Here is a 25,517-nt window from a genome sequence, read left to right on the forward strand (position 1 = left end):
AATCCAAATCATTGACTTTATGCTAATAAATGTATATAATAAAATTTGTAAATATATTGGAGGTGTGCTGTAAGATGATTATTACTATTTGCTAGTTGATTTTCAAAGTGAAAATTAATATTAAAAGAAGTTTTAAATGCCTAATGAATTAGGTTTATTTGTTGTACTTCTTTATAATTTGCAAGTAGAGACTTTCAAACTTACAGGACTAAAATAGAAGTTTTTGTTTTACATTTTATTTAATGTATATTTATTTTGTTATGTAAAACATTTTAGACTGTAATAGGGCTCTGTGCTTTATTACAGTTTTTTAGATTATATAGAGAAGTAAGAACCTTTATGCCTAGTGAATAAGGCTATAGATGAAGGGAGAATACGTATATGAAAAAAGAATTAATTGAAGTATTACATATATTTCAACAGGGTTATGTAGAAAGAGATTGTAAGAAAATAGATGCTTTTATGGGAAAACTATTTGATAAAGATGAGGATGTTGTGGCAGTTGGTACAAGCAGTGGAGAATGGTGTTTAGGTTATGATGAGATAAAGGACTTATTTTTAAGTGATTGGGAAGATTGGGGGGATGTTAGAATTAATTCTGACAAAGCTAATATAATGGAGTTTGGAAATACTGCTTTAATTTATACACCTGGTACTGTAAAATATTCTTTTAATAGTAAAAGTGAAACTTATACACGTTATTTAGGATATATAAAAGATTACTTTAATGAAGATTCTGATGATAACAAAAAAACTGACAAAATTAAGTTATCTGAAATAAATTGGACGTTAAGTCATTTACTAACACAAAGGGACACTATTCAAAGGGAGTATTTATGGGATTTGCGTATTTCTTTTGTGCTAATTAAAAAAGATGCTAGATGGATCATAAAGCATATGCAATTTTCGTTTCCTGTTGCTGGGTATTTGCCAGAAGTTAGAATTGATAATTATAGTGATGCTTTAGATGATTTTAATGAAGAAACTAAGCAAATTGAAGAGTATTATGAAAAAATCAAATGCTCATATAGAGAGGAAATATTAAGAGTTTTACAAAACTTTAATAATGAATATTTAGATAAAAGTAAAGAAGTAGGCATTATAGCTAGTAAATATTTTGATGTTAACAATCCTTTAATTTTGAATGCAGATAACTGCATTTATACAAATAAAAAAGGAATTGAGGAGTTCATAGAAAACCATAGAGCCTGCTATGATGAAATTGAATTAGACTATAAAAATTGTTTGGTTAGTTCAAATGAAAATTTAGTATGGATAGTCACACACGGAACCATGAAAAAATCAATTTCTGAAAAGGAAAGCCTGGAAAACACTATAAATACAATTAAAAGTATATTTATCAATGATATAGAGGATAGAGAGAAGCTTTTCAGGATAAGAAGAAGCATTGCTGGTGTTTTCAAGGAAACTGCTAAAGGTGAGGATTATGTTTGGCCTTTTAGGTTTGAAGCAGCCTTAAGTAGAGAAAACGGCAAATGGGTATTTAAATATCTTCAATTTTCTCTTCCTTTTTACTATATATTAGAGGAGAAGACTGACGCAGCAAAGCTATTGTAATATGATGAAATTTAAAGATTTAGCTAGAAATTTTCATTAAACATAAATAATTAACAAAAACTATATTGACAAATAAGCAATAATTGCTAAAATAAAGTTAGCACTCATTTACTGCGAGTGCTAACAAAAGTAATGGTTTTATAAAAAAAGCTAAAAAGCATTTGTTGTAGATGGAAGAAGTAAGAGGAACGACTATCTAATGTTAAAATAACCTCACCTACAATGAATGGTGAGGTTTTATTTTATATTGAAAGGAAATGATAAAATGGCAACAAAAGAATTCAAGGCAGAGTCCAAAAGATTACTTGACTTAATGATTCATTCAATTTACACAAATAAGGAAATATTTTTGAGAGAACTTATATCAAATGCAAGTGATGCAATTGATAAAAATTATTATCGTTCACTTACAGATACAAATATTAGTTTTAACAAAGATGATTTCTATATTAGAATTACACCAGATAAAGAGAATAGAACTCTTACCATTACTGACAACGGAATAGGTATGACAAAAGAAGAACTTGAAAACAACTTAGGTACTATTGCAAAAAGTGGTTCATTCGCATTTAAAAATGAAAATGAAGCAAAAGAAGGCGTAGATATTATAGGCCAATTTGGAGTTGGATTTTATTCAGCATTTATGGTGTCAGATTCTATTATTGTAAAAAGTCGTGCTGTTAATTCAGAACAGGCATATAAATGGGAATCTAAAGGTGCAGAAGGTTATGAAATTGAAAACACTGAAAAAGAAGCAGTAGGAACTGAAATTATATTAAAAATTAAAGAAAACACTGATGATGAAAAATATGATGAATATTTAGATGAATATAAATTAAAATCTTTAATAAAGAAATATTCTGATTTTATAAAATACCCAATTAAAATGCTTGTAAAGAAAAGCAAGCTAAAAGAGGGCAGTGAAAAAGATTATGAAGATTATTTTGAAGATGAAATTTTAAATAGTATGGTACCAATTTGGAGAAAAAATAAAAATGAATTAAAACCTGAGGATTATGATCAATTTTATATGGATAAGCATTTTGGCTATGAAAAACCTCTTAAAGCAATTCATGCAAGTGTTGAAGGAATTACAAGTTATAATACTATACTTTTCATTCCAGCTAATGCACCTTATGATTTTTACACAAAAGAGTTTCAAAAGGGATTAGAACTTTATTCAAATGGTGTATTGATAATGGAAAAATGTGCAGATTTATTACCAGATTATTTTAGTTTTGTACAGGGTTTAGTTGATTCAGCAGATCTTTCTCTTAATATTTCAAGAGAACTTTTGCAGCATGATAGACAATTAAAAATCATTGCAAAAAACATAAAGGGTAAAATAAAGAGTGAGCTTCTTTCAATGCTTAAGAATGACAGAGAAAAATATGATGAATTTTATAAGAGCTTTGGAAGACAGCTTAAATATGGTGTTTATTCTGACTTTGGAAGTAATAAAGAAGACATTCAAGATTTGTTATTGTTCTACTCTTCTACAGAGAAAAAACTTGTAAGTCTTGATGAATATATTTCTCGTATGAAGGAAGAACAAAAATTCATATATTATGCAACAGGTGAAAGTATAGAAAAACTTGAAAAATTACCACAGACTGAACTTATTAAAGATAAAGGTTTTGAAATATTATACTTTACTGATGACATTGATGAATTTGCAATTAAAATGCTAACAAAATACAAGGAAAAAGAGTTCAAATCTGCATCTAGTGGAGATTTAGGATTTGAAGTTGACGAAAAAGAAAATCAAAAAGAAACAGAAGAAAATAAAGATTTATTTGAATTTATGAAAGAAACCTTAAATGGTAAAGTTAAAGATGTTCGAGTATCAAAAAGATTAAAAAATCATCCAGTTTGTCTTTCTAATGAAGGTGAACTATCAATTGAAATGGAAAAAGTGCTTAAAATGATGCCTGACAATCAAAATGTTAAGGCTGATAAAATTCTAGAAATAAACACAAATCACGAGATGTTTGCTGCAATCAAACAGGCATTTGCAGAAGATAAAGATAAATTAAAAATGCTTTCAAACGTTTTATATAATCAAGCATTGTTAATCGAAGGACTTTCTATAGATGATCCAGTACAATTTGCAAATGATGTATGCAACTTAATTAAATAAAACATATATTTCTGAAAAGGTGACTTGATAAATTTAAGTCACCTTTTGGTATGTCTGATTATAATTATTTAAAACTGACTACCTTTCACCTCTTGTTAGTTTTTCTGTTTTATGTTTCTTCATTTCATCATTATGAACAACTTCTGGCTTTGAACTTTTCATAGCTTGTTTTCGAGTTCCTTTTTTTCCTGTAGCATGTGACATAATAAAACACTTCCTTTCATTGATATGATTACCGGACAAAATGCAATTATTCACTTACCACAGATATATTTACTAATTATCAAAATTCGTCTACAAGAGCAGGAATGTCATATAATTAACATAATTAAGATTATGTTAATTATATAAAAAGTAAACCTGACACCTGTTTAACTATACATTATGCTTTTCACAACAAATGGGACTGACTTCGTATGGAAGTTGTGGTTTTGAAATATTAATAATAAAAACAATTAAAAAATATTAAATTGATAAAATTATATTGATTTTATTAACAAATAATGATAGTATTTACTTAAAGTAATTGAGGTGGTGTTTATTATGAAAGAAAGTGAAATTTTAACAGAGAGTTCGGGTTATAAACAGGAACTCAAAAGAAATTTAAAACTATTTAGTTCTTTTGCAGTAGCCTTTTCTTTTATTTCCATTACCACAGGCATATTTACAAATTATCAATTTTTGCTAACAACTGCAGGACCAGCTGGAATTTGGTCGTGGATAATAACTGCAGTTGGTCAGATACTTGTAGGTTTGATTTTTGCTGAACTTTCTGGGGTAATTCCTATTTCGGGCTATTCATATCAATGGATAAAAAGACTATCAACACCGATGATGGGATGGATAACTGGATGGGGATGCTTTTGCCTTTTAGTGCTTTTAGTTCCAACAGTTGATTGGGGACTTGCACCAATAATTGCATCATTAGTTGGGATTATTGGTTCACCTACACAGATTTCAGTTATAGTAATTGTTACTTTGATTATTCAGGCAACACTTAATATTGTTGGAGTAAAACTGGCTACCTTGATTAATAATGCTGCAGTATTTACAGAAAGTGTAGGCATATTAGTTTTAACAGTAGTTCTCATAGTGGTTGCATTTAAAAACGGAAATAATCCTACTATACTTTTTACTACAGGCAACACAGGACATGGAATAAGTTATGTGCAACCGTTTATCATGAGTTTATTATTGGGAGCTTTCACTTTAGTTGGTTTTGAAACTTCTGCTAATCTAAGCGAGGAAACTGTAAATGCTGAAAAAACTGTACCAAAAGCAGTAATAAGCTCTATAACTATATCCGGAATTTTTGGCATGTTATTTCTTATTGCGGTTACTTTTGCAATTAGTGACTTAGCCAAAACTACTGCCTCAGGTAATCCAATTCCATATATTTTGCAATCAAACCTTGGACCTGTTGTTGGAAAGATATTTCTAATTATAGTAAGCATATCTATTTTTGCGTGTAGTACGGTTATTATGACCTCAGGTGCAAGATTAATATATGCTATGTCAAGAGACAACGTATTTTTTGCGAGTAAAGTGTTTTGTAAGGTTTCAGCTAAAACCGCATCTCCTTATTGCGCAACAATATTAATATTAGTTTTAGGCATAGTTGCCACATTGTTTTCTAATTCATTAACTACTCTTGTGGGGGTTACATCTGTACTTCCGGGAACAATTTATCTTACTACTATAGTTTGCTATGGTTTGGCACGAAAAAATGTTGAAATAAAAAAAGGTTGTTTTAATCTAGATAAAGCAGCAAAACCAGTATTTATTCTTGCCACAATATGGCTTGTATTTGAGCTTTGTGTACTTACAATTCCAAAGGATTTTCATACTACTACACTTCTAACAGTTGCACTAATATTTGTAGGTTTTGCATTATATTTTATGTTCTTTAGAAAGTCAGCTTTGGCTGAGGTAGATAAATATATTGAAGGTGATAGTAATGTTGAAGAAATTTTATAACAAATTTTAGTTGATTATATAAAGATATTTTTGTATAATCATGGTGGGTTCATTATTTTATGAAAGGTAAAGGTATATAGAAGAAATGAGAATATAATCCTTATTAGAAGACTTAATCACAATTTAACAATTTAAATTTTAAAGTTTTTTTGTGATATATAAAAAGTTCTCAGAGGATTATTATACCTTTTTATGATTTTAAAGCAGCCTATTCATACAGGTTTAGTTATGATGTTATGGTTTGATAATTGTGGACATTTTTGGTGTATAATCCTCTCTGAAAAAAGGAGTGGATTTTTTTTGGTTATTTTAGAAATTAACAATTTAAAAAAATATTATGGAGATAGGTTACTTTTACAGATTGATAAACTAAAGATTTATAGTGAAGATAGAATAGGTATTGTAGGTTTAAATGGTGTAGGGAAAAGCACTTTGTTAGATATAATTACAAATAAAGTTATTCCAGAGGAAGGTAACATAAAGATCTATGGTTCGTATGCTTATATTACACAATTAGACCAGGCAAAAGAGGATTTTATAGATGAAAAATTTATAAAAGAATTTAATTTAAGTGGAAAGAAAAAAGAATTTTTGAGTGGTGGGGAGAAAAATAAATTTAAAATTGCTCAAGCTTTTAGTAAAGACATAAATGTTTTATTTGCAGATGAACCCACAGCTAATTTAGATATATTAAGTATTCAAAAATTTCAAGATATGATTAAAAGATTTAAGGGAGCTATTATGATGGTATCTCATGATAGAGAACTTCTGGATAATTGCTGTAATGTCATAATGGAAGTAGACAATGGAACTGTGACAACATACAAAGGCAATTATAGTAACTTTATTAAGCTTAAAAAAGCTAAATTGGAGAGGGAAGAATTTGAATACAGTGAATATATTAAAGAAAAAAACAAATTACAAAAAGCTGTTTTAGATATAGAAGGCAAATCTAAGGTAGTGAGAAACGCACCTAAAAGAATGGGTAATTCAGAAGCAAGACTTCATAAAATGGGAAATCAAAAGGCAAAGGCTTCCCTAGATAAATCTAAAAAAGCCATAATATCAAGGCTTGATAGACTACAGGTCAAAGAAAAACCTAAAAATACAGAAAAAATAAAAATAGATTTAAAAGAATCCAATGGTATTTATAACAAAATATTAATTGAAGGAGAAAATATTAATAAAGGCTTCGGTAAGAATAAGCTTTTTGAATATGGCGATTTTAAAATATACAATAAAACAAGAACAGCAATAGTAGGTAATAACGGTTCTGGAAAAACTACGCTAATAAAAATGATCATAAATAAAGAACAGGGAATAAAGGTTTCAAAAAATTTAAAGATAGGTTATTTCAGTCAGGATTTTTCTATACTTGACGAAAATAAAACTATTATCGAAAATATAATGGAAAGTAGTATTTATGATGAGAGTTTTTCAAGGATAACTCTATCTAGGCTTCTATTTAAGAGAGAAGAGGTTTACAAAAAAGTTTTAAAACTTAGTGGAGGGGAAAGAGTAAAAGTTTCTTTTGCTAAAATCATATTAAGTGATATAAATTTACTTATATTAGATGAACCAACAAACTATTTAGATATATATTCTATGGAAGCAGTAGAAAAGGTATTGCTAGAATTTAAAGGAAATTTGATTTTTGTATCCCATGATTTAAGGTTTATAAATAAGTTAGCCACAAATATAATTGTGTTAGAGGATAATAAATTGATAAGTTATGCAGGAAATTATGAAAGTTATATAGAAAATAAGAAACATTTAAAAGATGATAGAAAGGACCTTGAGCAGAAAATAATAGTTCTTGAAAATAAACTAGCAGAAATTATAGGAAAGATATCTATGCCAAGAAAAAACGATAATATTAAGGAATTAGATAAAGAGTACACGCTTGTTTTACAAGAGTTAAAGGACCTTAAGAGGTAAACTTAGGTTGTTATGAAAAATTTGGGGGGAATATTAAATGAAATTTTTAAGACCAGCTATTGAATACAAACAACAGATTTTAGAATACAAAAACGAATTTATAGAGAATGGTGACAGTTTGGATGGTACATCATACTTGGCAAAATATGATGTTTGTGAAGAATGGATTAAATTTGTATTAGATAACGAAAAAGAAAGTACAAAACACACTGAAGTAACTGCAAACGTGTTTTTAGCAATCAGGGAAGAAGATAATAAATTAGTTGGGATGATAAATATAAGGCATACTTTGAATGAATATTTATATAATTACGGAGGACATATTGGATATAGCGTAAGAAAAAACGAACGAAGGAAAGGTTATGCTAAGGAAATGCTGAAAATTGCATTAGAGGAATGTAGAAAATTGGCAATGGAAAAAGTTTTACTTACTTGTGATGCTGATAATATTGCTTCTGCAAGGACAATATTATCTTGTGGTGGAATATTGGAAAATGAAGTTAAAGCTCCTAATGATGCAATATTAACTCAGCGATATTGGATTACATTAAAAAATAAACTTGTGTTATAATTAAACTAATTTAATATGAATGGTAACAGAACTAATTTTGATGATAAGAAAATTTAAAATGGAGCGATACGTAACTTTTATGTGAATTTAGAAAAGCATGAAAAGGGGTACACCACCGCGGGTGTATTTACTTTTTATGCTTTTTTTTATTAATTAAATACAGCGCTTTATATATATAAATAAAATAGAGGGAGGGTTAAAATGAACATTTATGTAAACGAAAGAAAAACAGAAGTAAAACAAGGAACAAGTGCTTTTCAATTAAAAGAAACTGTAAAGAAGAATGCAGATGTGACTGTGTTTAATGGCTTTATAATAAAGCAAGACTATGAGTTGAAGGAAAACGATACAGTTATATTCATTAAAAAAGGAGAAATCCCAAAACAAGAGGATTTGGAAGCTGCACTTGTATCAAGACATACTCCTTTTGTACATGAAAAAATTAAAAAGATCACTGTTGGAATTGCTGGACTCGGAGGACTTGGATCAAATGTAGCATTATCCTTAGCTAGAATTGGAATTGGAAAGTTAGTTTTAGTAGATTTTGATGTAGTAGAACCAAGTAATTTAAATAGGCAGCAGTATTTTCTAAAGCATCTAGGAATGAGAAAAACAGAAGCATTAGATGATGTAATAAAAAACTGTAATCCTTTTGTAAAAATTGAAAAGAGAGATGTGTTTTTAGATGAAACTAATATAGAGGATACATTCAAAGATGTAGATATAATAGTCGAAGCCTTTGATAATGCAGTCTCTAAGTCAGTATTAGTAAATACTGTTTTAAGTAAGATGAGTGATAAAAAAATTATTTCAGCTTCTGGAATGGCTGGGTATTTTTCAAGTAATACCATTATTACGAAGAAAATAAGAGACAACTTTTATTTAATTGGTGATGGAGAAAATGAGGCTAAGCCAGGTTGTGGATTAATGGCACCTAGAGTTGCAATTGCAGCTAATCATGAAGCTAACGCTGTTTTGAGAATTATATTAGGAGAAGAATAAGAAGTATATGTAACTTACGCATGTACATGTTTTGCCTATTTGCTTCATGCTGATAATAGTCATTCTAACCATTATAGGTGAGTTGTTTGTATATATATGTTTTTTAGATGCATCGAAAAAAATTGAATCTCCAGAAATTTAAAGCCTATTGAAGTGCAAATTGTACTTCAATAGGCTTATTTAAAATATAGTTGACAATATTAATGAACAGATATAATATATGTTTATGGAATAAATAAACACGATAAGGAGCTTTCGATGATAAATAAATTTTGGAACATGACGTTAGAAGAAATAAAAAATGGTTTCACCTTTAACTCAAAGCTAGATAAATATGTTTGTAATATTTGTGGTAAAGAATTTGAAAATGGAGAAATTTTTAAAATTGAAAATAGGTACTTTGATGCAAAAAAGATGATTAAACTTCATATTCAAAGGGATCATTTAGAAGTATTACAGATACTCATGTCATATGACAAAAAATATACAGGGATTACAGAAAATCAAAAAGAATTGCTTAGTATCATTTATTCTGGAATGACAGATATTGAAATTGCAAAAAAAATGGGCGTTTCTGCAGCGACAATTCGACATCAAAGGTTTACCTTCAGAGAAAAAGCTAAACAAGCAAAACTTTATTTAGCTATTTATGAACTTGCTTTTCAGGGGATGGAAAAAAACAAGAATAAACCAGATAGTAAAGATGATATTGTAGAAGTTCATAATGGTGCAAAAATGGTGGATGACAGATATTTTATTACAAAAGCTGAAGAAGATCAGGTTTTATTCACTGCATTTTCAGCGCTTACACCTTTAAAACTAAAGATATTTTCCTCAAAAGAAAAAAAGAAGATTGTTATATTGAAAAAGATAGCAGAGCAGTTTGAAAGAAATAAACGATACAGTGAAAAAGAAATTAACCTAATTCTAAAGGAAATTTATGAAGATTTTGCAACAATAAGACGTTATTTAATTGAATATGGTTTTATGGAACGAACAACGGATTGCAATGAATATTGGTTAAAATAGTTAAAATTAAATTAAAATATAAGGAGAGATCTACATGGATTTAAAAATGGAACTTAAAAATTATTTGGATAATATGGGTAGACTTAAAATATATCCGTCAAAGAAGAAATATAAGCTGCTTGCATTAATGTTTCTAGCTACTAAATTTGAAAAAGGGGTTATATATACTGAAAAGGAAGTTAATGAAATAATAGATAACGTTCATACATTTAATGATAGATGCCTTATAAGAAGAGAACTTTTTAATAATAGGTTTCTTGGAAGAACAAATGATTGTTCTAAATATTGGCTAGAAGAAACTCAACCAATTTTAAGGGACTTTAAAATTGGTTGATTAAGCTTTACATGCTTATTTTCTTGAAAGTGAAAAAATAAAATCATCTACCATTACTCTAAAACTATCTTCTAAATCTCCTTCACCTTGGAAATACCCAAGGGAATTTAAAGATACAAAACCATGTAAAAAACTTCTTAATGCACGCTTTTTATGAACTATTTCTGATTTATCCTTAATATAGAAACTTAAAATCTGGTGGATAATGACACCAGTTTCCTTAGCTAAATTATATAATTCCTCATTTTGTTTACTTGCAATGTTAATAAAAAGCTCATAACCAGTTTTATTTTGAAAAGCAAAATCACGATAAACATAAGCAAACTCTCTAATAGCATCTTCACCACTCTTACCAATTAATGCTTTCATCAATTGCAAATTCAACTCATTTACAAAGGATACTGTCATTGCTATTTTAAGACTATCCATGTTAGTAAAATGATTATATAGAGATGGATATTTTATACCTAGCTTTTCTGCAATTTTTGTAAAAGTAACTTGATTAATACCAATATCATCAGCTAATGCAAAGGTAACTTGAATAATTTTTTCTTTAGATAAATTTCTTTTTTGCATAAGTATATCACTCCTTGTAAATACATCCTTATAAAAATAGTTTAACAGCATAAACTATTTTTATCAAACTATATTTTATAGTTTACAAACTATAAAATATAGTTTATAATTGTTTTTAGAAAGGAGATATGATTATGAAAATGTGGAGAAAGAACTTAATAGTTTGCTGGGTTGGAATGTTTGTAACAAGCATAGGCATGAGCCAAATTGCTCCTGTATTGCCACTTTATATAAAACATCTTGGGGTTAGTAATACTGGTTTAATTGCACAATTTTCAGGAATTGCCTTTGGTGTTACTTATATAATTTCAGCAATTTTTTCACCAATTTGGGGAAGTGCTGCTGACAAATTCGGACGTAAGCCAATGCTTCTAAGAGCAAGCCTTGGTATGGCGATAGTTGTGTTCAGTATGGGTTTTGCACAAAATGTGTATGAGCTTATAGGACTAAGATTATTACAAGGTGCTATTACGGGTTATAGTACAGCATGTACAGCATTGATTGCCACTCAGACAGATAAGGATCATGCAGGGGAAGCCTTGGGTACACTATCAACAGCTAATATTGCAGGTTCTTTACTTGGACCAATGATTGGAGGCTATATTGAAGAAAATTTTGGCCTTCAAAATGTATTTTTTATAACAGGTGCACTTCTGGTAATTACATTTATTACAACTGTTTTATTTGTAAAAGAATCTTTCACTCGTGAGGAGAAAAAGGTAATTAAAATAAAAGAATTATGGGACAAGGTGCCAGAAAAAAGCCTTACTATAACTATGTTTGTAACCTTTTTTGTATTAACTGTGGCATTATATTCTGTTGAACCGATCATAACAGTTTATATTACACAATTATCAAGTAATACAAGTCATGTTGCATTGATTGCCGGAATGGCATTCTCAGCTTCAGGTCTTGCAAATATAATTGCTGCTCCAAGGCTTGGAAAACTTTCTGATAAAATTGGCGCACAGAAGGTTATGTTAGTTGCGCTTGTTATGGCGGCACTGATTTTTATACCACAAGCTTTTGTAAAAAATCCTTGGCAGTTAATGGCGCTTAGATTTTTATTAGGATTAACAACTGCAGGACTTATTCCTTCTGTTAATATACTTATAAAGAAGATTACACCAAATTCTCTTACAGGTAGAGTTTTTGGACTTAATATGGCTGCAGGTTACTTAGGCGTATTTGGGGGTGCAGTTTTAGGAGGACAAATTGCAGCATGGTTTGGCATTAGATATGTGTTTTTTATTACAAGTTTATTGCTACTAATAAATGCAGTGTGGGTTTATTTTAATGTTTATAAAAAACTTAGTTTAAATTAATAATTATCATACAAAAAATAAGAATAATTATAAAAGGAGAGAATAAAATGGAAAATTTAAAATTATCAAAAACAGCTCTTGTAGTTATAGACTTACAAAATGGAATTGTAAACATGGAGGGAAAACCTCATACTAGTGAAGAGATTATAAAAAATGCAAGTAAATTAGCTAATGCATTTGCAGATAAGGATGCATTTGTAGTTCTTGTAAGAGTTTCTTTTACTGATGGAAAAGATATGTTAAGACCAAATTTGGATTTGCAGCCTAAGCCAATGCAAATACCAGAAGGTTTTGATAGTATTGTGACTGAAATATCAAATACTAAAAACGCTCATATTATTACTAAAAGACAATGGGGAGCATTTTATGGAACTGATCTTGATTTACAGTTAAGACGCCGTGGAATTGATACTATTGTATTATGTGGTGTTTCTACAGGGATTGGTGTGGATACTACTGCAAGAGAAGCATTTCAACGTGGATATAATCAAATTTTTGTAGAAGATGCAATGACAGCGAAATCAAAAGAAGAACATGATTATGTTTGTAAGTATATCTTCCCTAGATTGGGTAAGCTTCGAACATGTGAAGAGGTAATTTCATCATTAAAATAGATATCTATTCTGAAAGTGAAAATGTTAAAAATGCTGCTGCGGTAGCATTTTTTTTGTTAATGCCACAGGTCCATAACTTTAAAAGTTAACCTAATGTCATTGAAACACAATATTTTTAAAAAATGTTTGTGAAAATTTTGACATTATGATAATGTTGGTATATAATGAAAACGTAGTCTTAATTAATAAAAAATATAATTAATGGAATATATTATAGTTTTTTATTGAAAATAGGATATATTCGTCTGCTTATTAATGTTAAATAATTATCAATCATATAAATAGGTTTTCACTAAATGATATCTATACTTTATCTATAGACATTGTTTTTGGAATATAATAAATATTTATGAAGGAAGTGTGTATTTATGAAAATTACAAAAACTGATGAGTTAGACATGAAATTAGAAAAAGTTAGAATTGCCCAGAAAAAATTTTCAACCTATTCTCAAGAGCAGGTTGATAAAATTTTTAGAGTAGCTGCAATGGCAGCAATTGACGCAAGAATACCACTTGCGAAACTTGCTGTAGAAGAAACTGGTATGGGACTTGTTGAGGACAAGGTTATAAAAAATCATTTTGCAGGTGAATATATTTATAATCAGTATAAAGATGAGAAGACTTGTGGTGTTATAGAAAAGAGTGAGCCTTATGGAATTACTAAAATAGCAGAGCCAATAGGCGTTATAGCAGCAATAATACCAACAACAAATCCGACATCAACCACAATATTTAAATCATTAATAGCTTTAAAAACAAGAAACGGAATAATTTTTTCACCTCATCCAAGAGCTAAAAAATCCACCATAACAGCAGCTAAAATAATACTTGATGCGGCCGTTAAAGCAGGGGCACCAGAAGGAATAATAGATTGGATAGAGGAGCCATCAATTGAATTAACTCAAATGTTGATGCAAAAATCAGATATAACACTTGCTACAGGTGGACCGTCTATGGTTAAATCTGCTTATTCATCAGGAAAACCAGCAATAGGTGTTGGTCCAGGAAATACTCCAGTTATAATAGATGATACTGCACACATAAAAATGGCTGTTAGTTCAATAATTCTTTCAAAAACTTATGATAATGGACTTATTTGTGCTTCAGAGCAATCTGTAATAGTTGCAAACTCTATATACAATAAAGTTAAAAAAGAATTTGAAGAAAGAGGAGCCTATATAATTAAGAAAGATGAAATGGATAAAGTTAGAAACACTATATTCATAAATGGAAGCATAAATTCAAAAATAGTAGGGCAGTCTGCATATAAGATAGCTGAAATGTCTGGAATTAAAGTGCCTGAAACAACAAGGATTCTTATAGGAGAAGTAACTTCTTTAGGAGAAGAAGAACCTTTTGCACATGAAAAATTATCTCCAGTTTTGGCTATGTATGGAGCAAAAGATTTTAATGATGCTTTAGAGAAAGCTGTAACTCTTGTTAATCTAGGTGGACTTGGACATACTTCAGCAATATATGCAGACATAATAAAGGCAAAAGATAAGATAAATAAATTTAGTAATGCTATGAAAACTGTAAGAACTTTTGTAAATATACCTACAGCACAAGGTGCAAGTGGAGACTTATATAATTTTAAGATAGCTCCTTCCTTTACATTAGGTTGTGGTTTTTGGGGAGGAAATTCTGTATCAGAGAATGTAGGACCTAAACATTTGCTAAATATTAAAAGTGTAGCTGAGAGGAGAGAAAACATGCTTTGGTTTAGAGTACCAGAAAAAGTTTATTTTAAATTTGGATGTCTTCAATTTGCACTAAGAGAATTGAAGACTTTAAATAAAAAGAAAGCATTTATAGTAACAGACAAAGTTCTTTACAATCTAGGATATGTGGATTCTATCACAAAAGTTCTTGAGGAAATAGGTGTTGACTTTAAAATATTCACAGAAGTAGAACCGGATCCAACTTTGGCTACAGCTAGAAAAGGTACTCAAGAAATGATGAATTTTAAACCGGATACAATAATATCTCTTGGTGGAGGCTCTGCAATGGATGCGGCTAAAATAATGTGGGTACTATATGAGCATCCAGAAGTAAAATTTGAAGACCTTGCCATGAGATTTATGGATATAAGAAAGAGAGCATATCATTTTCCAAAGCTTGGAGAAAAGGCTATGATGATTGCTGTTGCAACTTCTGCTGGTACAGGCTCAGAGGTTACTCCTTTTGCGGTAATAACGGATGAAAAAACAGGAGTAAAATATCCTTTAGCTGATTATGAATTAACTCCAGATATGGCAGTTGTTGATGCTGAATTAATGATGAATATGCCTAAAGGGCTTACAGCAGCATCTGGTATAGATGCATTGATTCATGGTATAGAAGCCTATACATCAGTACTTGCCTCAGAATTCACAAATGGATTAGCTTTAGAAGCTATAAGGCTAATATTTAAATATTTACCACTAGCATATTCTGAAGGTACAACAAATGAAAAGGCAAGAGAAAAAATGGCGCATGCTTCAACTATGGCAGGAATGGCATTTGCTAACGCATTTTTAGGAGTATGTCATTCTATGGCACATAAGATGGGAGCTGAACATCACATAGCACATGGAATTGCTAATGCAGTATTAATTGAAGAAGTAATAAGATTCAATGCAGTGGATAACCCAGTAAAACAAGCAGCATATCCTCAATATAAATATCCAAATGCTAAGTGGAGATATGGGAGAATAGCAGATTATTTACAATTAGGTGGTAAAACAGATGATGAAAAGGTAGAACTTTTAATTAAGGCAATTCATGAATTAAAAGTAAAAATAAACGTTCCAATGACAATTAAAGAAGCAGGAGTTTCAGATACTAAGTTTTATGCTACACTTGATAAAATGTGTGAACTTGCTTTTGATGACCAATGTACAGGTGCTAATCCAAGATATCCATTAATAAGTGAAATTAAACAAATGTTTATAAATTGTTTTGATTGATAAATTACAGTTATTAGATTATGAATAAAACCTTAAAAATTAGTATTTTATTTAATATAAGTCCATTGTTTTTGAAACAATGGACTTATTGCATTTGTTGCTTTATTTGGTAACGTTTAATGTAGACATAAGTTATTTTCTTGAATATAAAGGTTGAATTTGAAATGTATGGTAGTAAAATACTATGTGAGTTAGTAATATATGAATCTTACATGATTTTTTAACATCATATTATTAAAATTACTAAGTTTTATTAATTAGTAGTTCTAATGATTTAACTACATTTTATTAATATTAAATATATATTAACATTTTTGAAAGTTAATAAATAGTTAAAAAGAGGAGATTAAAATGAATAAGGTAGTTAAATTTGAAGACTTAAAATTTATTTTTAAAGATGGAATGAGCATTATGATTGGTGGATTTTTAGATTGTGGAACACCAGATGGATTGATTGATATGCTGATAAAACTAAATGTAAGAAATCTAACGATTATAGGAAATGATACTGGTTTTCCGGATAGAGGTATTGGAAAGTTAATAGTAAATGGTCAGGTAAAAAAAGTTATTGCTTCTCATATTGGTACAAACCCTGAAACAGGAAGAAAAATAATCAATGGTGATATAGCCGTTGAACTCTCGCCTCAAGGAACATTAATTGAAAGGATACGTGCTGGTGGAGCAGGACTGGGCGGAGTATTAACTCAAACAGGTATAGGAACAGTTGTAGAAGATGGAAAGCAAAAGATAAAAATTAATGGTAAGGAATATTTATTAGAACTTCCAATAAAAGCAGATGTTGCTTTAGTAAAAGGAAGTGTAGTAGATGAATTTGGCAATGTTTGTTATAAAGGAACGACTAAGAATTTTAATCCTTATATAGCAATGGCAGGTAGAACTGTAATAGTTGAAGCAGAAAGAATAGTAAGATGTGATCAACTAGAATCAGAGTATGCAATGACCCCAGGAGTATTAGTAAATTATATAGTGGAAGGAGGAACTTTAAATGATTGCAGATGCAAAGTTAGCTAAAGAAATTATAGCAAAACGAGTTGCTAAAGAACTAAAAGATGGGCAACTTGTAAATTTAGGAATAGGACTTCCAACTTTAGTTGCAAATTATATTCCCAAAGAATATCAAATTACCTTTCAATCAGAAAATGGAATTGTAGGAATGGGATCAATGCCAAAACCTGGTCATGAAGATTCAAATATAATAAATGCAGGTGGTCAATATGCAACAGTATTACCTGAAGGTGTTTTCTTTGATAGTTCCATATCATTTTCACTAATAAGGGGAGGACATGTTGATACAACTGTACTTGGTGCATTAGAAGTAGATCAAGCTGGCAATTTAGCTAATTGGATTGTTCCTAAAAAAATGATAGCAGGAATGGGCGGAGCTATGGATTTAGTAACTGGTGCAAAAACAGTAATTGTAGCAATGCAACATACGCGTAAAGGAAAACCTAAAATTCTAAAAAAATGTACACTTCCGCTTACAGCAAAAGGTCAAGTAAATTTAATTGTTACAGAACTTTGTGTAATAGAAGTAATATCTGATGGTTTAAAACTAAAAGAAATAAACAAAAACACAACTATTGATGAAGTTAAGTCTTTAACGGATGCTGACTTAATTATTTCTGATAACGTTAAAATTATGGATATCTAAACCTGTGTCGTAAAAAGTTAATATATAGAATTAATATTAGTAGATATATTGCAAGCATTATTGTGAGACAAATATATTATATAATTCATGTTTTTTATCACATAGTAGATAAAAAGAACATAAAATTAGTCTGTCACACTAAAAAGTTAGTGCGACAGACATTCTTTTTATTAGGCTAAAACTAACTTTATTTAACAAAAATTTGTGATATATAAAATTGGGAATATAAACATTTGATAATAAAATTTGACATTTGATACATATCGAAATATAATCAATATAAAGAAAAATTATTAGAAGTGATTACTATCAAAATTATAGACAACGTAAAAACTGGGGAATTTCTATGGAGTGTGTCTACTTATCGAGGTGTTATATGAAAATATAGAGCATATAGGCTCTTTTATTGTATGGAAAGTACTCAAAGTTTATAAAATTTTTTAAAAATATAATTCGATGTATATCGAACGAAAGGACTAATTATGAAAAAATATAATTTGTTAAAAAACAAAAATTTTATGCTTCTATGGTGTGGACACAGTATATCAGGATTAGGTGATCAGGTATATTCTATTGCAATAATGTGGTATGTAATGCTCGTAACTGGGTCTACAATTCAAATGGGAATATCTTTAATTTTTACACAAGTACCAGTTTTAATTTTTAGCACTTTTGCTGGAGTAATCGCAGATAGAGCGAATAGAAAAAGAATACTTATCATATGTGATGTGATAAGCAGTATACTTATAGGAAGTGTATTTATTATATCATTAAACAATAAATTATCAATATCTGCTATTTATATTATTTCATTTCTAACTTCGTCAACAGGAGCATTTTTTTCGCCTTCAATTTCAGCAGTTATACAATCTATAGTAAAAAGGGAAGACCTACCCAAAGCTAATTCAATGAATAAAATCACATCATCTATATATGGAATGGTTGGTCCTTCAATTGCAGGAATCTTAATAGCACTAGTTGGCGTGAAAATTTTGTTTCTAATAAATAGTATTTCCTTTCTAGTATCAGCTCTTTGTGAAGTTTTTGTAGCTGTGCCAATAGTTACAGCTGAAGATAAAACTATTGAAACTAATTTATTTAATAAGTTTTTAAAGGATGCAAAGGAAGGGTTCTTATACTGTAAAAAAATTAAAGTCATATTTTATTTTATGATTATAGCAGGTTGCATTGATAACTTTTTAACTGCTCCTTTAAATATATATATTCCAATATATTCATCAAAGATATTAAAGTTAAATAGTAGTGCCTATGGAATATTTATGGGGGTATTGGCTGTAGGAGGTATCTTTTCTTCTATTTTATTCCCATTTATAAGTAAGAAAGGTAATTTGTATCATAAACTTACAGCAGCAGTAATAGGTGAGGGGTTATTTATGATTACTTTTGGATTAAGTAAAAACTTTGTTGAGGTATTAATTTCATTAGCATTAATAGGTTTTTCAAATGCAATGGCCAATATAAATTTAAATTTATTAATGCAATTATTAGTGCCAAATAGGATTATGGGAAGAGTCGGTAGTATATTTAATGTAATGGCGACAATTACAATTCCTCTTGGATATTTTGCTGGTGGAGTTGCATCTACAAAATTTCCGCTTAGTCCGTTAATCTTATTATCTGGAGTTTTAGTAACAATTGCAGGTATATCTACAATAAAAATTACTTTTAAAGAAAGTGTTAAAATAAGTGCATAATATGGCAGAAAGATATTGTATATGAATGTATATTACATTAGTATGGCATTAGGTGATATACATTTATATACAATTGTTATTAGCATAATAATACAATGTTGATATTGCTCTATACAGCATATTTTTTAATAAAGTTACATTTATCTAAAAAACTCCAAATGCTTTCTATGTTTTTATCATTGTATCCTAACTCTTTTAACGTATTAATAAATTTATGTTTTGTTATAGTGGAATTGGAAATAAAACTTAAAATATCTTTCATATATGAATTGACTTCATAAGTTCTCCCAGTATAAAAATTAAACAGAATTACTTTATCTTTATACTCTTTATATAGAAAAAATAAGGACATATATTGTTGATGGTCTTCATTAATGTTGGATAAGTAGTCATTATTGTACAATTTAGATAATAACTTTTTATTTGATATTAAAGCATATTTAGATAAATATAACGGTAAATGCTCCCTATAAAGCATATGCTTGGAAGAAAGCTCATTTGTTTTACTAAACTTAGTAAAAATTTTATTTATATTTAATGTGTCATTATGTCGAGATTCATTCCCTAATTTAGATTTATATTTAAGATTATTAATTAATGGAGATGTATCAATAATTTGTTCGATGCCATAAAGCTTTTTATTTTTAAGCATCTTAGCATTTTTTAGTAGAGAAAAGTCCCCCATACCTAATGAGTGAAAATATTCTAGGTTTTTCAATATAAAAATCAATGACTCAAGTTTGTTTTCACCCGTTTCAGTTGGAAAATTATTTATAAGAAAAACATGACTCCATATACCAGATTTATTCATATTTTTAAGTGTAACTTCAATATCATGTGTATTTATACCTTTATTCATAGATGTTAGCACAGAGTTTGAACATGATTCTACTCCAACTAAAATTTGCAAACATCCTGCGGTTTTCATTTTACTACAGAGTTCACTAGTAAAATCAGAGCTTGCTTTTATATAACAAAACCATTTTATTTCAATGTTAGATTCAATTAATTTATCACAAAATGTGTTTAGAATTTTAGGTGATACTGCTTCATCAATTAAATGAAGTACTTTAACATTATATAACTCTTTCAAAATTTTAATTTCTTCAATTATTTTATCAAAATTTTTTATTCTATATTTACCATCATACCCATAATCATGATCACAAAACGCACATTTGCTCCAATAACAGCTTCGTGATAGAAAGTATGGCAGTATAACATATGGAGATAAATACTCTCTAAAATCATATTGAGAAAAATCAGGAACAGGTAAATCATTTATATTACAACTTAATTTGCTTATTGGATTTTTTACTAACTTACTGCTTTTATGGTCATAATAGATTAGATTTGGAACAGTGTCAAAACCTTTATTTTCTCGCAACGCTAGTATTAACCTATAAAGAGGTTCTTCACCTTCAAATACTAAGATTGAATCTATATAATTAAATATCTCTAAACTTTCTTCTAATTCAGTATATAGTTTAGAAAAAACAGATCCACCAATTGTTATATGTATATCTGGATCTATTGATTTGATATAATTACATAATGTAAATGTAGGTAAGATTTGTTCAAAACCTATTAATGATATTGCTATGTGATTGTATTTTCTTAGCATATCTGCGTTAATTATTTCCTTAAACATATCTATAAATGGATTTGTGTTAGAATCCTTTATAAAATCTATTATGTTCTCAATTGTCAAACTTTTTGCAATGCTTAAAGAATTTATGCCTAACTTTAATGGTTCGTATGCTTTAGAGATAATTGATAATGCATATGAGACAGTTATTTTAGCTTTATTATATTTATTAAAGCTAAAAAAATTTGCTCTATCTTTAAAAATTTTTACCGAACTGTCTATGTTATTGATTACATAATCATACAACAACAGATTTTTTTCATATGCCGTTGAGTCTAATTTATTTTCTATTAGTTTGGTACATTTTTTCATAAAGTCATATGATAATAATTTATTCATACATTTTACATTTAAATCTAATATATCTGCACTTACTTTATTTTTTTTTAAATATGCTGATAAGCAAGGTAAGCTTAAATAAGGATGTGATGAACACCAATATGGTGGAAAAATAAGTAATGTATTCATTAGTTATACCTCCTATTTTATAGTATAGTAAATAAGAATTGCATATATGAAGTTACAACTCCACATATGCAATTCTTATTTACCTATTAGCCTTCGTTAATGTTATTATCTTGTACTGTAACAACTTCAACAACTTCTGAAGATATCTCTTCAAATTCAAAATCTTGCATAATGTTCACCACCCTCCTCTTAGATGTATCTATAAAGTAATTAAATTGTGTAAGCTTAAAATAAATAAATTTTAATAAACTTGTACTATGCATCATATATGTTTATTATAATGTTGCTGTATTTAAATGTCAAATAAAGAATAAATTAAAAAATATTCTTATATATATCAGTTGTATCTTAAAAAAATTTATTGACTCGTTCATGAGTAGCGCTGATTACGCAAAAAAACTGCCACACTAATTTTAGTGCGACAGCCCATTTTATAGATTAACATATGTTAGCTATTTTTTTAGGTAATCATATACAACTGTAGGAGTTGGGAGAGTTAAGTCCGTAAGAATATGAGAGCTAGATATTATTTCTTTTACAGGTAAATCATTAAATGGTGCCATAGCATGATCAAATAATTGTAATCTTGCTGGTCCTGTCCATGCCTCATGTATGGTGATATCTGTAATTTGTGTACATACTAGTTCGCAAATTCTGGGGCTTCCATCATAATTAGGTATAATTTTCAACATAAAATTAGGGCGACAAATTTCGTTACGCGCTGTATTTATATCTAGAGATTGATGTTTATATCCCATAGTGGCAGTTAACACTCTTAGTGTTCCATAGTCTAATGTACCAACTAACGTGTCTGAGTCGACAAACAATTTTGGATAGCCTAGCTTTTTAGGATATGAACTAAGCTCCCTTCCAACAGCAATAGCGGGGTGATTATCTAAATACATCATATTTAAATAATCACCCTTTTTACCATTAAAATTCACTGGAATAACCTGTCCACATTCAGTATAGGAACCTAGACCACTTACATCAGGCATAGCCATCATTTCAAATCTAACTAAAGGTTCATCAAAAGTTAAGGGCTCTGGTATGGCCTTACGTAAAGCATCAGCATTTGTACGATAGACAATATTAAGATATTCACGATTATGAAATCTATAAGGTCCCCTAGGAAATGCTGGAGCAGTTAGTGGCATTGTAATTTGTTTAGATACTTCACTTTCTAACATAAAAATTCATCTTCTTATTTTAATTATATTTGGCATTTAGAGCTGTTCTAATAGATAGATACAAATCAGTTCTTGGATTTGCCATAATCCTTTTTAAAATACCTTTTAAAGTATTTTCAATAATAATATAGCATAATATACATATAAAGTAAATTATCGCTCTGAGTTCAATATAATTTAAAGGGTACATATCCCAAAACTGCATTTTAATAATTGATGCAACTAATCTCTAAAAAATTTTGTTAAATTATTTTGAATCTAAACGTATACAAACATTGTTACATATTGACTTAATGGCCCATTGTAGTAAAATATTAGTATAAAATAATGTTAGGATGTGAAAATATGTCGAATGTACTTTTCTTAAATATGCCTGCTTATGGTCATGTTAATCCAACCTTAGGAATTGTAGACGGACTAGTAAAACAAGGTGAGAGTGTAACTTATTTATGCACAGATGAATTCAAGAATGAAATTGAAAAAGCTGGTGCTAATTTTAAAAGTTACAGTAAAGAGAAAAACCCATTAACGAGAAAACGAAAGATTACATCTGAAATGAGCATTGACAATCTTTTAGATAACATGTCTGAAATAATAAAATCAAGTGATGTTATCATAAAAGATATTTTGGACAAGATTAAAGATTTAAAATTTGATTATGTTGTTTATGGTGCCATGTTTCCATTCGGAAAGATTATTGCTGAGATATTGAAAATACCATCAGTTGCTTCTTTTGCAGTTTTTGCTACTCCTAAGGAACTAATTGAGCAAAGAAAAGAATTAATGGATATAAATGCATTAAAAAATCATCCTGTTAATGGTATCTATAAAAAAGTCTCAGAGCAATTAAAAAGAGAGTATGATGTAGAACTACCTAATAACATGTATGATTTATTTTTCAATAAAGGTGATATAAATATTGCATATACCTCTAAATATTTTGTTTCACATACTGAGTATTATGATGATAGCTTTAAATTTATAGGACCTCCTATATATGATAGAAAAGAAAATATAGATTTTCCATTTGAAAAATTAGAAGGTAAAAAGGTTATTTATATTTCACTAGGTACAGTGTTTAATAATACTGATAGCAACATTTATGACGTTTTCTTTAAAACTTTTGCTAATACAGATGCAATTGTGGTTATGGCAGCATACAATATAGATTTATCTCAATTTGATATACCAGACAATTTTATTGTAAGAAATTATGTACCTCAATCTAAAATTTTAAAGTATACTGATGTAGCAATAACTCATGCTGGTATGAATAGCACCAGTGACTTAATATATAATAATGTACCTTTTGTAGCAATACCTATAAGTGCAGATCAACCTTATATGGCAGGTAGGGCTGCAGAACTAGGGGCTGCTATCTCTCTTGATAAAGATAAGCTTACACCAGAAATACTAAAAAGTTCTGTTAAAAAGGTTTTATCTGATCCCAAATACATTGAAAATATTAAAAAAATAAGTGATTCTTTTAAACAAACTGGAGGTTATAAAAAAGCGGTTGAAGAGATTTTTAAGTTAAAAAAAGAAAGTGGTATCTCTGCTTAAATAACAAATTATAGAATCACAGTTATTATTTGTACGTTGAAAAATAGAACAATGAAATATATACTAGTGCCAAGTCACTTTTTATTTAAATTTATGACTTTATGAAAAATGGAAATTCACTTTTCCTATAATATCTTCAATATTATCTGACTTAAAATTAGATATATTGTAAAGCTGAGAGGAGAACAAATGATAAAATTTTTTATAACGTCTAAAGACATGGGAATCGATTTAGGCACATCAAACACTTTAATATATGTAAAAGGAAAAGGTATTTTATTAAATGAACCTTCAGTGGTAGCTTTGAACACTACTAATGGAAAAGTTTTAGCGGTTGGGTTAGAAGCAAATGAAATGATTGGAAGAACACCAGGAAATATTGTTACTATTAAACCTTTAAAGAGTGGGGCAATCGCAAACTTTGATGTAACTGGACAAATGCTTAGAAAATTTATTGAAAAGGCTACCGGTAAAAGCTCTTTTAAAAATTCTAAAATAGTTATTTGTCATCCTTCAGGCATCACTGAAGTTGAGAAAAGAGCCATTAATGATACGATAAGTGAGGCAGGCTCACGCAAAGTTATGTTAATTGAAGAACCTGTTGCAGCTGCAATTGGAGCAGGACTTCCTGTAAATGAACCAGTTGGAAATATGATCATTGATATAGGTGGAGGAACCACTGAAGTTGCAGTTATTTCTCTTGGAGGAATTGTTACAAGTAAAATTTTACGAATTGCAGGGGATGAATTAGATCAGGCAATTATTAACTATGTAAAAAGAGAGTTTAATTTATTAATAGGAGAGAAGACAGCGGAAAATGTTAAGATTGAACTAGGTTCTGCTTATGTAGATAAAAACGAAGAAGAGAAATATATGCAAATAAGAGGCCAAGATTTAATGACTGGATTGCCAACGGTTATAGATATAACTGAAAGTGAGATAAGAGAAGCTTTAAAGGATCTTATAACCTTACTAATAGAAGCAATTAGAAATACACTTGAAAAAACTGAACCAGAACTTGCAGCGGATATAATGGAGAATGGAATTATGCTTGCAGGTGGAGGCGCACTTTTAAGGGGTTTAGATAAACTTATAATTAATGAAATTCATATACCCGCACACATTGTGGAAGCACCACTTGAGTGTGTTGCTCTTGGGGCAGGAAAATGTATTGGAATGATAGATAAAATTCGATAAATGAAATCACAATTTAGAAATCAGGGCTTTAA

20 protein-coding genes are annotated in these 25,517 nt (G+C 29.2%); 16 read left to right on the forward strand and 4 right to left on the reverse strand.

All coding sequences use genetic code 11. The annotated features are described in order from the left end of the window. The first annotated feature begins 381 nt into the window (after positions 1–381). Positions 382–1,578 carry a nuclear transport factor 2 family protein gene (locus B8978_RS00270; RefSeq protein WP_084113282.1) on the forward strand — a complete coding sequence of 399 codons (1,197 nt, stop codon included), beginning with the start codon at positions 382–384 and terminating at the stop codon, positions 1,576–1,578. A gap of 265 nt (positions 1,579–1,843) precedes the next feature. Then, complete coding sequence (gene htpG, locus B8978_RS00275) at positions 1,844–3,718, forward strand: molecular chaperone HtpG (protein ID WP_084114383.1); 1,875 nt, start codon at positions 1,844–1,846, stop codon at positions 3,716–3,718. Between the two features lie 78 nt (positions 3,719–3,796). On the opposite strand, the gene B8978_RS20310 is transcribed toward htpG, so the two are convergent. Beyond that, positions 3,797–3,922 (reverse strand): hypothetical protein, encoded by a 126-nt coding sequence (locus B8978_RS20310; RefSeq protein ID WP_278326456.1) that lies wholly within the window; start codon positions 3,920–3,922, stop codon positions 3,797–3,799. A gap of 339 nt (positions 3,923–4,261) precedes the next feature. Between B8978_RS20310 and B8978_RS00280 the strand changes: the two genes are divergently transcribed. From B8978_RS00280 to B8978_RS00305, 6 genes are all read left to right on the forward strand, one after another. Beyond that, on the forward strand, positions 4,262–5,695 hold the full coding sequence (locus tag B8978_RS00280; protein ID WP_084113283.1) for an APC family permease: 1,434 nt from the start codon (positions 4,262–4,264) through the stop codon (positions 5,693–5,695). Positions 5,696–5,995: 300 nt separating this feature from the next. Next, complete coding sequence (gene abc-f / locus B8978_RS00285) at positions 5,996–7,633, forward strand: ribosomal protection-like ABC-F family protein (protein ID WP_084113284.1); 1,638 nt, start codon at positions 5,996–5,998, stop codon at positions 7,631–7,633. Between the two features lie 37 nt (positions 7,634–7,670). Continuing rightward, entirely contained in the window at positions 7,671–8,204 is a 534-nt protein-coding gene (locus B8978_RS00290) for a GNAT family N-acetyltransferase (RefSeq protein ID WP_084113285.1), read from the forward strand. Positions 8,205–8,405: 201 nt separating this feature from the next. Next, positions 8,406–9,206, forward strand: a complete 801-nt coding sequence (gene thiF / locus B8978_RS00295; protein ID WP_084113286.1) for a sulfur carrier protein ThiS adenylyltransferase ThiF — start codon at positions 8,406–8,408, stop codon at positions 9,204–9,206. A gap of 258 nt (positions 9,207–9,464) precedes the next feature. Next, entirely contained in the window at positions 9,465–10,235 is a 771-nt protein-coding gene (locus tag B8978_RS00300; protein WP_084113287.1) for a DUF2087 domain-containing protein, read from the forward strand. A 34-nt stretch (positions 10,236–10,269) separates the two neighbouring features. Continuing rightward, a complete protein-coding gene (locus B8978_RS00305; RefSeq protein ID WP_242950441.1) occupies positions 10,270–10,569 on the forward strand; it encodes a DUF2087 domain-containing protein in 300 nt (99 codons plus the stop codon). A gap of 15 nt (positions 10,570–10,584) precedes the next feature. Here B8978_RS00305 and B8978_RS00310 read toward each other — a convergent pair whose 3' ends face one another. Next, positions 10,585–11,145, reverse strand: coding sequence for a TetR/AcrR family transcriptional regulator (locus tag B8978_RS00310; RefSeq protein WP_084113288.1), 561 nt, complete (start codon positions 11,143–11,145; stop codon positions 10,585–10,587). A 134-nt stretch (positions 11,146–11,279) separates the two neighbouring features. Between B8978_RS00310 and B8978_RS00315 the strand changes: the two genes are divergently transcribed. The 6 genes from B8978_RS00315 (at position 11,280) to B8978_RS00340 (ending at position 19,419) form a co-directional block, all read left to right on the forward strand. Continuing rightward, the gene (locus B8978_RS00315) at positions 11,280–12,470 is read left to right on the forward strand and encodes a multidrug efflux MFS transporter (protein ID WP_084113289.1); all 1,191 of its coding nucleotides are present in this window, start codon (positions 11,280–11,282) and stop codon (positions 12,468–12,470) included. A gap of 47 nt (positions 12,471–12,517) precedes the next feature. Next, complete coding sequence (locus tag B8978_RS00320) at positions 12,518–13,084, forward strand: hydrolase (RefSeq protein WP_084113290.1); 567 nt, start codon at positions 12,518–12,520, stop codon at positions 13,082–13,084. Positions 13,085–13,452: 368 nt separating this feature from the next. Next, complete coding sequence (gene adhE / locus B8978_RS00325) at positions 13,453–16,032, forward strand: bifunctional acetaldehyde-CoA/alcohol dehydrogenase (protein WP_084113291.1); 2,580 nt, start codon at positions 13,453–13,455, stop codon at positions 16,030–16,032. A gap of 351 nt (positions 16,033–16,383) precedes the next feature. Further along, positions 16,384–17,064 (forward strand): 3-oxoacid CoA-transferase subunit A, encoded by a 681-nt coding sequence (locus B8978_RS00330; protein WP_084113292.1) that lies wholly within the window; start codon positions 16,384–16,386, stop codon positions 17,062–17,064. Beyond that, positions 17,039–17,704, forward strand: coding sequence for a butyrate--acetoacetate CoA-transferase subunit B (gene ctfB / locus B8978_RS00335; RefSeq protein WP_084113293.1), 666 nt, complete (start codon positions 17,039–17,041; stop codon positions 17,702–17,704). The genes B8978_RS00330 and ctfB overlap by 26 nt, the downstream gene beginning before the upstream one ends. A 482-nt stretch (positions 17,705–18,186) precedes the next feature. Further along, complete coding sequence (locus B8978_RS00340) at positions 18,187–19,419, forward strand: MFS transporter (RefSeq protein ID WP_084113294.1); 1,233 nt, start codon at positions 18,187–18,189, stop codon at positions 19,417–19,419. A 109-nt stretch (positions 19,420–19,528) separates the two neighbouring features. Here the strand turns inward: B8978_RS00340 and B8978_RS00345 are convergent, their stop codons facing one another. Beyond that, positions 19,529–21,535, reverse strand: a complete 2,007-nt coding sequence (locus B8978_RS00345; RefSeq protein ID WP_084113295.1) for a B12-binding domain-containing radical SAM protein — start codon at positions 21,533–21,535, stop codon at positions 19,529–19,531. Between the two features lie 452 nt (positions 21,536–21,987). Continuing rightward, a complete protein-coding gene (adc, locus tag B8978_RS00350; RefSeq protein WP_084113296.1) occupies positions 21,988–22,725 on the reverse strand; it encodes an acetoacetate decarboxylase in 738 nt (245 codons plus the stop codon). A gap of 345 nt (positions 22,726–23,070) precedes the next feature. Between adc and B8978_RS00355 the strand changes: the two genes are divergently transcribed. Further along, the gene (locus B8978_RS00355) at positions 23,071–24,288 is read left to right on the forward strand and encodes a macrolide family glycosyltransferase (protein WP_084113297.1); all 1,218 of its coding nucleotides are present in this window, start codon (positions 23,071–23,073) and stop codon (positions 24,286–24,288) included. Between the two features lie 192 nt (positions 24,289–24,480). After that, positions 24,481–25,485, forward strand: coding sequence for a rod shape-determining protein (mreB, locus tag B8978_RS00360; RefSeq protein WP_084114387.1), 1,005 nt, complete (start codon positions 24,481–24,483; stop codon positions 25,483–25,485). Positions 25,486–25,517 lie beyond the last annotated feature (32 nt).

Origin of the sequence: Clostridium acidisoli DSM 12555 (assembly GCF_900176305.1) — a bacterium.
Lineage (GTDB): Bacteria > Bacillota > Clostridia > Clostridiales > Clostridiaceae > Clostridium_I > Clostridium_I acidisoli.